This is a genomic window from Gemmatimonas sp. (assembly GCF_021298855.1).
GTDB lineage: Bacteria > Gemmatimonadota > Gemmatimonadetes > Gemmatimonadales > Gemmatimonadaceae > Gemmatimonas.
This window is the reverse complement of sequence record NZ_JAJTHI010000010.1, coordinates 172356-186274: the sequence shown is the minus strand read 5'-3', so window position 1 is coordinate 186274 and position 13919 is coordinate 172356. Positions and strand designations below refer to the sequence as shown.

At 66.6% G+C, this 13919-nt stretch carries 7 protein-coding genes and 1 riboswitch; of the genes, 2 read left to right on the top strand and 5 right to left on the bottom strand.

Going from position 1 to position 13919, the window contains the following annotated elements; genetic code table 11:
* The first annotated feature begins 35 nt into the window (after positions 1-35).
* Positions 36-3764 (top strand): methionine synthase, encoded by a 3729-nt coding sequence (metH, locus tag LW840_RS04840; RefSeq protein WP_291276511.1) that lies wholly within the window; start codon positions 36-38, stop codon positions 3762-3764.
* On the opposite strand, the gene LW840_RS04835 is transcribed toward metH, so the two are convergent.
* Positions 3739-6087: a PQQ-binding-like beta-propeller repeat protein gene (locus LW840_RS04835; RefSeq protein ID WP_291276510.1), complete on the bottom strand. Its 2349-nt coding sequence runs from the start codon at positions 6085-6087 to the stop codon at positions 3739-3741. The genes metH and LW840_RS04835 overlap by 26 nt on opposite strands.
* A gap of 346 nt (positions 6088-6433) precedes the next feature.
* A riboswitch (cyclic di-GMP riboswitch) is annotated at positions 6434-6522 on the top strand.
* Between the two features lie 25 nt (positions 6523-6547).
* Here LW840_RS04835 and LW840_RS04830 point away from each other — a divergent pair.
* Positions 6548-8410 carry an Ig-like domain-containing protein gene (locus LW840_RS04830; RefSeq protein ID WP_291276509.1) on the top strand — a complete coding sequence of 621 codons (1863 nt, stop codon included), beginning with the start codon at positions 6548-6550 and terminating at the stop codon, positions 8408-8410.
* Between the two features lie 250 nt (positions 8411-8660).
* Here LW840_RS04830 and LW840_RS04825 read toward each other — a convergent pair whose 3' ends face one another.
* From LW840_RS04825 to LW840_RS04810, 4 genes are all read right to left on the bottom strand, one after another.
* On the bottom strand, positions 8661-9743 hold the full coding sequence (locus LW840_RS04825; protein WP_291268151.1) for a hypothetical protein: 1083 nt from the start codon (positions 9741-9743) through the stop codon (positions 8661-8663).
* Positions 9743-11140, bottom strand: a complete 1398-nt coding sequence (locus LW840_RS04820) for an MBOAT family O-acyltransferase (RefSeq protein WP_291268152.1) — start codon at positions 11138-11140, stop codon at positions 9743-9745. The genes LW840_RS04825 and LW840_RS04820 overlap by 1 nt, the downstream gene beginning before the upstream one ends.
* Before the next feature lie 80 nt (positions 11141-11220).
* Entirely contained in the window at positions 11221-11952 is a 732-nt protein-coding gene (locus LW840_RS04815; RefSeq protein WP_291276508.1) for a HAMP domain-containing sensor histidine kinase, read from the bottom strand.
* A gap of 116 nt (positions 11953-12068) precedes the next feature.
* Positions 12069-13562 (bottom strand): sigma-54 dependent transcriptional regulator, encoded by a 1494-nt coding sequence (locus tag LW840_RS04810; protein ID WP_291268153.1) that lies wholly within the window; start codon positions 13560-13562, stop codon positions 12069-12071.
* Positions 13563-13919 lie beyond the last annotated feature (357 nt).

The window sequence follows — 13919 nt, the reverse complement described above, 5'->3', positions numbered from 1 at the left end:
TGCTCGGATGCGCCCGGTATGAATAAGTTAAGGATATGTCGAACCTCGCTGCTCCCGTCTCGCCGAATCGAACGGCTCTCGTGCATCGTCGCGCCGCATTCGAGGCCGCGCTCGCCTCCCGAATCCTCGTGCTGGACGGCGCCATGGGCACCATGCTGCAGCGCCACCGGCTCACCGAAGACGATTATCGGGGGAGTGGCACAACAGCCCGGTTTGCCGACTGGCCGCGTGACCTGAAGGGCAACAACGACCTGCTGGTCCTGACCCAGCCGGAGATCGTGGCCGGTGTGCACCGGGAGTACCTCGCGGCCGGGGCCGACATCCTCGAGACCAATACCTTCAATGCCAACGCCATTTCCATGGCGGACTACGGCATGGAGGCACTGAGTTACGAGCTGAACGTGGCGGGAGCGGCGCTGGCGCGGCGCGCGTGCGACGACGTCGAGCGGCAGGATCCCACCCGTCCGCGATGGGTGGCCGGCGTGCTTGGTCCCACGAACCGCACGGCCTCCATTTCCCCCGAGGTGGAGAACCCCGGGGCGCGCAATGTCACCTTCGATGACCTGGTGGCGGCCTACCTGGAGGCGACGCGTGGGCTGGTGGATGGCGGCGCCGACATCCTGATGGTGGAAACCATCTTCGACACGCTCAACGCCAAGGCCGCGCTCTTTGCGATCGAGACGTTCTTCCAGGAGACGGGGATGACGCTGCCGGTGATGATCTCCGGCACCATCACCGACGCCTCCGGCCGCACGCTGTCGGGGCAGACGGCGGAAGCGTTCTGGGCGTCCATGGCACACGTGCGTCCGGTGTCCATCGGCCTCAATTGTGCCCTCGGCGCGGCGCAGCTTCGCGGCTATGTGCAGGAACTCAGCCGCATCGCCGACTGCCATATCTCCGCCCACCCCAACGCCGGTCTCCCCAACGCCTTCGGCGGCTACGACGAAACGCCGGCGATGATGGCCGAGCACATCGCCGAGTGGGCACGGAGCGGGCTGCTCAATGTGGTGGGTGGCTGCTGCGGCACCAGCCCCGAGTTCATTGCCGCCATCGCCAAGGCGGTGGCGGGCGTGCCGCCGCGCCGCGTGCCGCAGGTGGAACCGCTGCTCCGCCTCAGCGGGCTCGAGCCGTTCACGGTGGGCCCCACCACGAACTTCGTGAACGTGGGCGAGCGCACCAACGTGACCGGCTCCGCGCGCTTCGCCAAACTCATCCTCGAGGGCAACTATGCCGAGGCGCTGGCGGTGGCGCGCCAGCAGGTGGAGAACGGCGCGCAGCTCATCGACGTGAACATGGACGAAGGGCTGCTGGATGCGCAGCACGCCATGGTCACGTTCCTCAATCTGGTAGCCAGTGAACCGGACATCTCCCGCGTTCCCATCATGGTGGACTCCAGCAAGTGGAGCGTGATCGAGGCCGGGCTGAAGTGCCTGCAGGGGAAGGGCATCGTGAACTCCATCTCCCTCAAGGAGGGAGAAGCGGAATTCCTGCGCCAGGCGCGCCTCGTGCGCCACTACGGCGCCGCCGTGATCGTCATGGCCTTCGATGAGCAGGGGCAGGCCGACACGGTGGAGCGCAAGGTGGCCATCTGCACGCGCGCCTACCACCTGCTCACGCAACAGGTGGGGTTTCCGCCGCAGGACATCATCTTCGATCCCAACATCTTCGCGATCGGCACCGGAATCGAGGAACATGCCGGGTATGCGGTGGCCTTCTTCGAGGCCACCAGGCAGATCAAGGCCACGCTGCCGCACGCCAAGGTCAGCGGCGGCGTGAGCAACGTGAGTTTCAGCTTCCGCGGCAACAACCCGCTGCGGGAAGCCATTCACGCAGTGTTCCTGTACCACGGCATCCGGGCCGGCATGGACATGGGCATCGTGAATGCCGGCGCGCTCGTGCCGTACGAGGACATCCCGCTCGAGCTGCGTGAGCGTGTGGAGGATTTGGTCCTCAATCGCCGCCCCGATGCCACCGAGCGCATCATGGAGATCGCCGAGCAGGTGAAGGGCACCGCCAGGGCGGGAGTCACCGAGTCCGCGGCGTGGCGGCAGCTGGAGGTCACGGAGCGCCTGACGCACGCGCTGGTGCACGGCATCGATGCGTTCGTGGTGGAAGACACGGAGGAAGCGCGTCAGGGCGTGGACCACCCCATCGAAGTGATCGAAGGGCCACTCATGCGCGGCATGAACGTGGTGGGTGATCTCTTCGGCGCGGGCAAGCTGTTTCTGCCGCAGGTGGTGAAGAGCGCCCGCGTGATGAAGAAGGCGGTGGCGCATCTCATTCCGTTCATCGAGGCCCGCAAGACCGCCAACACCAAGCCCGTCGGGCGCGTGCTCATGGCCACCGTGAAGGGCGACGTCCACGATATCGGCAAGAACATCGTGGGCGTGGTGCTGCAGTGCAACGGCTACGAGGTGGTGGACATGGGCGTCATGCAGCCCTGTGCGGCCATCCTCGACAAGGCGCGCGAAGTGCATGCCGATGTGATCGGCCTGAGCGGGCTCATCACACCAAGCCTTGAAGAGATGAGCTTCGTGGCCGGTGAAATGGAACGACAGGGGTTCACCATTCCGCTGCTCATCGGCGGCGCGACCACGAGCAAGGCCCATACGGCGCTCAAGATCGAGCCGGTGTATCGCGGCCCGGTGGTCCACGTGCTTGATGCCTCGCGCGCGGTGGGCGTGACCAGCACCCTGCTGAGCGACGAGCGGCGCGAGGCGTACGTGGCGGAGGTGCGACGGGAGTACGCCGCCATCCGCGAGGCGCGCAGCGCGCGCGGTGGCGCGGAGCGTCTCGTGCCGTTGGCCGAGGCTCGCGCCAATCCGGCCCGTATCGATCTGTCCATCGCCGTGCCCGTGCCCACGTTCACCGGCGTACGGACGCTGGCGCCGTATCCGCTCGAGGAGCTCGTGCCGTTCATCGATTGGACGCCGTTCTTCCAGACCTGGGAGCTGGCGGGCCACTACCCGGACATCCTCGATGACCCGGTGGTGGGGCCCTCTGCCCGGACGCTGTTCGCAGACGCGCAGGCCATGTTGCATCGGCTGGTCACCGACGGTCGCATCGAAGCGCGCGCGGCGTTCGGCTTCTGGCCGGCCCAGGCCATCGGGGACGACATCGCGCTGTACACCGATGCTGCGGCAACCGAGCGGGTGGCGACGCTGCACATGTTGCGGCAGCAGCTCGACAAGAAGGGCGACGGCCGGCCGAACTTCTGCCTGGCCGACTTCGTGGCCCCCAGCGAGAGCGGGGTCGTCGATTATGTCGGGGCCTTCGCCGTCACCACCGGGCATGGCGTGGAAGCGCTGGCGGCGCAGTTGCGTGCGGCGCACGATGACTACGGGGCCATCATGGTGCAGGCGCTGGCCGACCGTTTGGCCGAAGCGTTCGCCGAACGCCTGCACCAGCGGGTGCGCACCGAGTTCTGGGGCTACGCGGCCGGGGAGTCGCTCGACAATGAAGGGCTCATCAAGGAGAGCTATCAGGGTATCCGGCCGGCCCCGGGTTATCCCGCGTGCCCGGATCATGCGGAGAAGGGCACCCTGTTCACGCTCCTCGACGTGCCGACGCGCGCCGGCATGACCCTCACGGAGAGCTTCGCCATGTACCCGGCGGCCAGCGTGAGTGGGTGGTACTTCTGGCGGCCGGAGAGCCGCTACTTCGGTGTCGGGCCGGTCGGTGAGGACCAGCAGCAGGACTATGGCGAGCGCGCCACGCGCGGGCGCGCTCCTCTCGGTGTCAGCGAGCCGACGCCGGCAACGTGAAGGCGATGACGCGATTGGAGCGCCCCGAGAAGCCCTTGTAGACCCCGCCGGTCGCCACCACCACCAGATACTGCGTGCCGTTCACGTCGTACACCGTGGGAATGGTGGAACCGGCGGCGGGCAACCGATGTGCCCAGAGCTCGGCACCGGTGGCGGCGTCGAACGCACGAACCATGTTGTCGGTCGTGCCCGTGGCAAAGAGCAGGCCGCCGGCCGTCGCCGCTACGCCGCCGATGTTCTGCAACCCCAGCACCGGTTTGCCGTCAGCGCGAATACCGTCCAGCCGTCCGAACGGGATCTGCCACAGTTTGCGTCCGTTATTGAGATCCAGCGCGGTCAGCTGCCCCCAGGGCGGGCGGCTGGCCGGGTGGCCACGATCGTCGAGGACCAGCTGCCAGAAAGCGCTCAGGGAAAAGGCGCGTTGCCGGTCCGTGCGTTGATCGAGCGCGGCAAAGTAATCGTACAGTTGCCGAAGCTGCGTGGCCGTAACGGCAGGACGGTTGCCGGCTCCCTCGTGCTGCTCGGCGAACGACGCGGCCGACTCCAGTTGCTCACGGCGACGAAGGAAGGTGATTCCGACGAGCGAGGGTACGTAGCCGTCGCCCGCTCCCTCCCACTCGAAGGACCCGCTCCGACTGGCGCCGTGGCACGAGGCGCAGGTGGACTGGTAGAGCGCGTCACCCGGGAGATCCGCTCCCGACTTGCTGGTGGCCTTCACATCGGCGTACTGGACGCGAATCACCCACGGCACCTGGGAGGACGGCACGTACAGGATGCCCTTGCCGGGATCGACGGCGCCACCAGGCCACTCGGCGCCACCGTGCACGCCGTAGAACGCGATCGCGCCGCCGATCACCGGCGGTTCGAAGAATCCGAAACGCGCGTCCCGCAGCTTCCGCTCAGCCGTTTGCCGGGCGCTTGCCGAAACATCCGTGATCTGGTCGCGGGAGAACTCCTGCCGCGAAAACGGCTCGGGCAGCGTGAATACGGGTTGGTAGGCGGCCGTCTGTTCTCCCGGGATCGTGGACGCGGGGGTGCGTCGCCGCTGATACCCGAAAATCGGCCGCCCGCCATCACGATCGAGCAGCAGGGTGTTGCCGCGCTTGGTCAGCACGGCCACGACGTCCACCCTTCGCCCTGCTCGTGTGATGCTGGTCAGCACGGGGGCCGCCGGCAGATCGAGATCCCACAGATCGTGTTCGACTTCCTGAAAGCTCCAGCGAATCTCCCCGGTTTTCGTATCGATGGCCACCACGCTGCACGAATAGTCGTTTCGGCCCGGTCGGCTGGACCCGATCATGGCGGGTCGCGGATTGCCTGTCGACACGTAGGCCATGCCCCGCCGCACATCTGCCGACATGCCACCCCACGGGGACGCCCCGCCGAGTGCGGCCGGCTGTCCTCCCGGCTTCTCCAGGAGGGAGCGCGTCCAGACGCGAGCGCCCGTACGCAGATCGTAGGCCTCCACGGCCGGCTCGAGCGTGGCAATGATCAGGCGATCCCCGACGATCACGGGAGCAATCAACGAGCTGCTGGTGCCCACCACGCCGGCCTTGCCGAACTCCGTGATCACGGTGCCATCGGCGGCCCGGACGGCGTACACCCCGCGGCTGGTGGGCACGAACAGCCGTGACGCCGCGAAGTCCGCATTGGGCTCCCACACCAGGCCGCGTTTGGCCACCGGTGCCGGTAGCGGCGTGCGCCACAGCTCCTTGCCGGTTGCCGCGTGGACGGCGACGAGGTCCCCCTCCACGCTCGTCAGAAAGAGGTGGGTGCCCACGACCACCGGGTTCGTCTGGACGGTGGGGCCGGTCTTGGTGGAATCGCCAACGTCGGTTCCCAGGGAGTAGGTCCACGCCACCTGGAGCTGCCGCACGTTGCGCACCGTGATCTGGTCCAGCGCGGAGTACTTCGTCGACGCGGCATCGGCGCCACTCCGATGCCAACCGCGTTCAGTTGGTTCCGGCGGGCTGCCTGGCGGCAGCAGCGCCACGTCGACGCCGGGCACATCGACGATTTCCGGCAGGGAACGACGGGCTGCGGAATCCTCGCGCGGGGGCACACCCGTGGTATCGGCCAAGGAGTACTGCAGCGTACTCCCGGACGTCGGAATGTAGTCCGTGGAGACCGACAGGGCTTCACCGACCACGGCCGTGATGCCGCCTCGCCGGACGCGGTCCCACGCTTTGGCCACGGTACGACGCACGCCCAGCGCACGCGCTTTCTGCACGAGATCGGGGCGCGCAATCCATGCGGTGGGAACGGCGACCGCAGCGGCGACCGCCGCCAGCATTACGGTGCGTCGAAGAAGGCTTCGGGGCATTGATCAAGAAACGGAGAGGCGCCGCGGTACGGCAGCCCATGGCGGGGTATCGCTACGGAACGGAGCCAACCAACCCATCACCCGTAATACGGTTCAGGCCGCCTTGGAGTCACCAGTGCGCGTGTTCGTGGGCGCCACGCTGCCATGGGACATACGACTTCCAACGTGAGGAAAACGGCCAGAATTGTGATGCCGCGAGCGCGTGACGGCACGAGTTGTCACATCGGATGGCCTCTGTGTTTTGAGTCACTGAAACGCGGTGACGGGCGGCTTATCCATATCGTCGCTCATGCGAGTCGGACCTCAGGCCGAGGTTGTGTGATGGTGCACACCGCGACCCGACTCATCGACGAAACGGCATACCCGCCGAAAGGCGGGGACGCAAAGCCTCGGGGCTACCGCGACGAAGGTCGCCACGCCGGCTGGGCTACCGAATCCGGGACCGGATCAGGAGAAGTCAGTGCACATCCGCTATGCGCGTCTCACCGGCGCCCTCGCCGCCACCCTGCTCGTCTCGGCCTGCGCCGGCGATCGAGCCACCAGCGAACTCGTCACCGGGATTCCCAGCGCGTCCCTGGTGACGGCCCGAACCGGCAGCGCGGTGTCCCTGCGCGTCCGGGATTCGGTTCAGTTGACGCCGGTGAACCTCAAGCGGTCGGTTCGCTGGAGCAGCAGCAACCCTGGAGTGGCGGGGGTTTCCCGCAGCGGCATGGTGGTCGGCGTGGCTGGGGGGACGGCCCTCATCACGGCGTCCGGCGGGAACGGACTCGAACGGACCACCGTCTCGGTGGCCAGTGCGACGCCCACGGTGACAAGCCTTACGCTGAGCCCCGGGACTGCTCAACTTTCCACCGGCGGCAGGCAGCAGTTTGCCGTGTCCGCCCGCTGGTCCGATGGCAGCACCGCATTGCCGCCGGTGACGTATTCAGCAACGGGAGGCACCATTTCTTCTTCTGGATTGTATACGGCGGGCAGCCTTGCCGGCACGTTCATGGTAGTGGCTACCTGCGCCTGCGGCGTGGCGGACACGTCGGCCGTTGCCATCCAAACGGCCGCACCGGCACCCACCGTCACCGCGCTCCGGATCTCGCCGAAGGACGTGTCCGTGGCGGCAAGTGCGACCGTGCAGCTGTCCACGTCCGCCAGCTGGTCGAATGGGGCCACCACGCTGCCCCCCATCAGCTACGCCGCCCTTGACGGGGGCACGGTCAACGCGACCAGTGGTGCCTTTGTCGCGCCGGCCACGGCTGGTCGCTACCGCGTCGTGGTGAGCAGCACGGCGACGCCGGTGCGCGACACGGCGAGCATCACGGTGGCCGCGGCTCAGCTGGTCACGCTGCGCATCGCGCCGCGCACCAGTTCGGTGGCCGGTGGCGCGTCGGTGCAGTTCTCGGCGACCGCCTCGTGGTCCACGGGTGCCACCACGTTGCCGCCGGTCACCTACCAGGCACCTGATGGCGGGAGCATCAATGCCAGCACGGGACTCTGGGTTGCCCCGGCCACGAGCGGCACATTCCGTGTGATCGTGGCGCACACCGGCGGCTCGCTGCGCGACACGGCCACGGTGACGGTGACGGCGACGACGCCGCCGCCCGCCCCAGTCCCCACCGCGTTCACCCCCAACCTCCCGAGCGGCATGCGGCTGGTGGGTGACTCCGATTTCGACAGCCCGACCGTTCCCGGCATCGAAATCATCAACTGGGACCGCAACACGGTGCAGTCGCCCACGACGCACGGCGTGGCGCTGATGAACGTGGATGGGCGCTCCGTAGTGCGGGCATGGTTCCCGGAGCGGCACGCGGGGAACGGCGTCGGGCCGATGACGATCACGACGGGCGAAATGAATACCCGGTCCCACTACATGTCGGTGCGACTGCGCTACAGTGCGAACTACCAGTTCCATACGAACACCGAAAAGCTGCTCTACCCGGTGCTTGTGGCGCCAGGCGCGGGGGCGCCGCTGCTCAACGTTGGGCGCAATGGGGAGCTTGCCGGATTCAACGGCCCCATGAACGGACCGGTTGCACCGCTTGTTGCCACGCTATCACCGGCCGGCGTCATCCCCATCGGCCGATGGTTCCACATCGAGTATTACACGCGCCTCAACAGCCCGGGCCAGTCGGACGGCGAGCAGCGGGTGTGGGTGGATGGGCGCTTGGTACTGGACCGTCGGAACGTGAGTTTCGTGGTGCATGGCTCGCAAGTGATGTTCTTGCGTGGGCGTCTCGACTTCACACGTGGCGGCGGCCCCTCCACGGTTCTCACGCCGCTTGGCGGGCAATGGGTGGACGTGGACCGGCTGGCGTTCTACTCAGGCAACTGACCCAACGTGCACAGGGAAAACGGGCCGCCACGAACATGTGGCGGCCCGTTCTTTTCGGGGCACGGTCTCCACGAGCGCAGACGCCGCGACGAGCGGACGAACGTGCGGCTCATCTCCGGCAACGTCACCCTGAACGTCCAAAGTCCTCGGACACGCGAGCCCATGAGGCGCCCCGGTTGGAGGCTGCGCTCTTCCCCGATCCTCAACGATCTGTGGCACTCACGCCGCTCGGAGAGCTCCAACAGGCCGGTTACCGGGCGCTGCTCCGGCACACGAGAGGGGACACCGCCCGGGCGGTCTCGCCGGCAACAGCGGCGGCGCCCGAATCGTTGAAATGCCCGAAATCGCGGAAGGCTGACGTCCCCAGAGTGCGCAGGCGCGGGCGTGGATCCACGAGCATGATGCCCGAGTCGGCCGCCACCGTGCGCGTGCGCTCGGCCGCCGCTGCATCGAAGCGCACGATGGCCGTGCCGGTGAACTCCGGATAGAAGCGCTCCCAGGCCGTGAGCATGCGGCGGGCGTCCGCTGACGTGGTGTCGGCAAAGCGATTGGCATGCACCACCAGCACCGGGGTTGTGCCGGCGCCGCGCACGGTGCCCACGAGGGCGCGCAAATCCCGTTCAAAGGCGTCGAGACGATCCTGGTCCACCGTCGTGCGCGCCGTGATTGCGTCGGCCTTTCGCGCCCGTGCCGTCATGAGCGTCCGGCCAAGGTCGAGCAGCGGTTCGGGGATGCCGCGCTTGATGGCATCCCGGAAGCGAGGCAGCGCCCGGGAGCGCCACGGTGATAACGGGGGAATGGCACCCGGCAGCGGTTCCGCCGGTGTGGGAAGCGGCGTCGTGAGGTACTGCATGGGGGTGGGGTAGTACACCCACACCGTGGGCGCATGCGGCTGCAGTCGGCGCACGAAGTCCTGCCGTACCGTTGGCAGTGACATGCCCGCGAAGGCCGCGTTCAGCACGCGCACCGGGCCTGCACACTGGCTCAGGCTGTCCTGCAACTGCTGCGGCCAGTCGCGGCCGGGTGACTCGTACAGGCCGAACGTTTCCGAGGCCCCCGCCGCAAACACCAGCGGCCCGCGTCCGCTGCGGGGATCGACGTCGTCACCGCGAAACCCCCAGCGGTTGATGCGATACTGCCGGAAATGCACGCCGGCCCGCGCATGAAAGCCCAGCGAGTCACGCACGGCAAGTTCAGCCATCGACACGGCAGGAGCGGCAAGGGGCACGCCAAACTGCGCCCAGTCGTCAAGGCGCACGGTAAACTCGAGTGCGGAGGCGGCAACCAGACTGGCCGCGACCGCTGACCCGACCCGCGAACGCACGGCGCGCATCAGAACTGGAAGTAGAGGAATGGGGAGGGGCGGGCCGTCACGATCATCGCCAGACCGGCCCCGAAGGCGGCGGCGAGACCGAGCCGCCGGCGCCAGGTCCACTCATGCTGCATCTCGAACGCATTCGGCCCCGCCATGCTCCACCACGCGGCCATCCCCATCGTGAACAGCGCCAGCCCGAGATTCACCTCGGTGAAGCGCAGCCCGTCCGTGGGAATGACCAGCAGGCGGAGGATGTGCAAGGCCTCCCCGAACGACGTGGCGCGGAAGAAGACCCATCCCACCATCACGGCCACGAACATGCCAAGCTGTTGCACGAGTCGTGGCAGCCCATCCCATGACGCCTTGAAGACCCGGTAGACGCAGAGGAGCAGCCCGTGGTAGAAGCCCCAGAAGACGAAGGTCCATGACGCGCCATGCCAGAGCCCACCGAAGAGCATGGTGAGCATGAGGTTCCGGTAGGTGTTGAACGTGCCGAACCGGTTGCCGCCGAGGGGGATGTACAGGTAATCGCGCAGGCACGAGGAGAGCGAGATGTGCCAGCGCTCCCAGAAGTCGGACGGATTGAGGGCCTTGTACGGCGAATTGAAGTTCTGCGGAATGCGTATGCCGAACAGGAACCCGAGACCGACGGCCATGGTGCTGTAGCCGGAGAAATCGAACAGCAGCTGGAAGGTGTAGCCGATCACCGCCAGCCACGCCCCGCTCGAGGAGAGTTCCCGCCAGTTGGCGAACGAGGGATCGACCAGCGCGGCCAGCGTGTCGGCGACAAGGACCTTCTCGACGAGACCGATGCAGAAATAGGATATGCCCTTGGTCAGCCAGCGCGTGCGACTGCTACGTCCCAGCGCCTCGAGATCCTCCTCGATCTGGCGAAAGCGCACGATCGGTCCCGCCACCAGTTGCGAGAACAGTGACACGTACGTGGCGAACTCCCACACGTTGCGCGTGGGGGTGATGGTGCCCCGGTACGCATCCACGATGTAGCTGATGGTGTGGAACGTGTAGAACGAGATGCCGATCGGCAGGATGATGTCGAGATGCGGCACCGCGATGGGCGCGCCGGCGGCGGTCGACAGCGACCGGACCGTGTCGAGGGCGAAATTCGTGTACTTGAAGAACGCCAGCAGACTGAGGTCAATGGCGATGGGAACCACGAGGTACATCGTGCGCGCCCGCGAACCCACGGGCGATCGCAGCATGCCGAGGCCCGCCACGTAGCTCACGAGCGTCGAGAAGGCCATGAGCAGGCAGAATCGCGGATCCCACCACCCGTAAAACACATAGCCGGTCAGCGTCAGCCACCGGTACCGCCACGACGCCGTCGGCAGCATCCAGAAGACGACGTACGCAATGGGGAGGAACGCGAAGATGAATTCTATGCTGTTGAAGAGCACGCCGTCTCAACCGGGCGAAGTACGGAAGGCCGGGAACGCGAGAACATCCCGCCATGAGAACAGGAGACCTGAGCGTCGTCCTAGGACATGCAGCGCAGCGGCAAACGGAAGGTCGCTGTGGTTCCGGCACCGGCGTTGCCCCGGAGCGACAGGGTGCCGCCAACCAGATCGAGGAGGCGTACACAGATGCCCAACCCGATCCCCGAGGGCATGACGGGGATGCCGCGATCCTCGCGCGGACGGTTCCGCAGATCGCGGCTGCCCGACAGTCCGACGCCCGTATCGATGACCTCGGTGACGAGTGTCCCGTTGCCGTCATCACCCACCGTAATGGTGATGCCACCCCCGTCGGTGAACGTGATGGCGTTCACGACCAGATTGAGCAGGACCCGGTGAAAGATCAGCGGATTGCTTCGGCAGTGATCCGCCCTGTCGATGGTCGCGCGCAGATAGAGCTGCCGGTCTTCCATCAGCTGGCGCGTGGCGGCCCGTACATCTTCGAGAACGTCGCGGAGCGAGAAGACACGATCGACGGAGGCCAGCGTCGGGCCCTGTGCGGCCACCTCTCCCGTACTGCCGATGAGAATCGCCATGCCGTGCGCGGCACTCCGTGCGCGGCCCAACAGGCGCTCCTGCGCTGGCGTGAGCGGACCCGCCACGCCGGAATCCAGCTGATCGAGGGCGAGCAGGAGCCCACCCAGCGGCGACTTGAGATCGTGCGTCAGGCTGAGCAGCAGCAGATCATGATCGCTGTCGTCGGGGAGCGGGGCGTCACGGCGAGACCATGGCAGGGCGGCGGTGCCGGCCGCCATCAATGCGTGGACGGCTTCGGGGCTCGTGTCGAGGTCTGCATCCGCGCCCTCACGAACGGACGCGGCGGCGGGGGCCGGTGGTGGTACGGGAGGCAGGCCGGCGGGATGGCGAGAGGTCACTCGTGGGTACCGGAGAGCGCATCACGCTTGAAGCCGTGCTTCTCCATCAGGCGATAGAGCGTGGTCCGATCGATGCCGGCGAGCCGCGCGGCCTTCGACATGTTGCCGCCGGCGCGCGTCGTCAGACGCAGCAGGTACTCCCTCTCGAAGTGGGTGATGAGGTTGTCCTTGGCGATATGGAAGGCCTCGTTCATGATCCCGGTCGGGAGGCCCGGCTCCATCGTCTCTTCCGCGGCGCGGTCGTCGTAGACCGGAATGTCGTCGGGCGTGATGCTGCGTCCCGCATCCGCAATCACCGCGAGATGCTCGATGACGTTCTGCAACTCACGCACATTGCCCCGCCACGGACGCGATTGCAGGAAGGCGATGGTCTCCGCCTCGAACACCGGCGCCGGCGCCCCGCTGGCGCGGTGGCGCTCCCAGGATCGCTTGAGGAAGAAGTCGGCCAGCAGCGGGATGTCCTCCAGCCGCTTGCGCAGGGGCGGCAACTTGATGGGCACCACGCGCAGCCGATAGAACAGGTCCTCGCGCAGGAGTCCCTGTTGGACGCTCTCCTGCGGATCGCGATTGGTGGCGCTGATGAAACGCACGTCGACCACGGCATCCTGTGTTTCGCTGCCAAGGCGACGCACGACCCCATCCTGCAGCACCCGCAACAGCTTGGCCTGCAGCGGCATGGTCATCTCGGTGAGTTCGTCGAGGAAGAGCGTACCCCCGTTGGCGACTTCGAGCAGTCCGGCCTTGTCGCGATCGGCCCCCGTGAAGGCGCCCTTGCGGTATCCGAACATCTCGGACTCGAGAAGATTGTCCGGCAGGGCCGCGCAGTTCACGGGTACCAGCTTGCGCTGCGTGCGGCGGCTGTGCTTGTGAATGAACTGCGCGATCATTTCCTTGCCGGTACCGCTCTCGCCGCTGATCATCACGCTGGCATCGGTGGCCGCGACTTTCTGCGCCAGTTCGACGGCCTTGCGGAAGGTGGGGGAGATGCCGAGAAGTTCCATCGACTCGCCCGCGCCGTTCTGCGTCATCAGGGCGGAGGGTTTGATACTCTCCCGTGTTTCGCGCGTGGCGGCTGCCGCATGGGCGGCCCGGCCAACCAGCACCTGCAGGTGGCTGGCCGAAAACGGCTTGGGCAGATAATCCCACGCACCGGCTCGCAACGCCTCGATACTCGACTGTACCGACGGATTGCCGGTCATCACCACCACGATGATCCCCTTGTGCGCCTCCACGGCCGCCTTCAGGACCTCCATTCCCGAGACATTGTTCAGGAAGAGGTCCACGAGAACGAGGTCGAACCGACGGCGCCGGACGAAGTCGAGGGCTTCGTCACCGCGCCCGGTGCTGACGACGCTGTGTCCGTCCATCTGCAACACGGAGACACACCCTTCCCGTAGCGTACGGTCATCGTCGACCACGAGAATGCGCAGACCGGTTCCTTTGTCTGGAATGACGGCAGCGCCGGAGTCAGGGAGAAATGGATCGGTCATTGCGTAGGGTATCGATTACATCCGTCACCGAGGTCGCGCGCGGTCTCAATGGCTGGGGCCGCCGCTGGTGGCTTGAACAGTGGTGCAGCAGTACGACACATGACGTCGCGCCCTTACTACTATACAGCGACTACCTGTGGCGCCCGTCCATGTATTCGCGAGCGCCAACGCCTGCGAAATACGGTGACGCGCGTCGCGCGTCAATGCATTTCCGTGGCTTTTCCTCAACAGTCTTCGTGTCGTGACTGCAACACTGGGCAAAACGTCACGCAATTGTTGCCTCAGCGCTGCGCTACCCGTGCGCTTACGCAGCACCGTGTTGCGGACGAGATTCATGAGCCGTCATTAGCACGATTG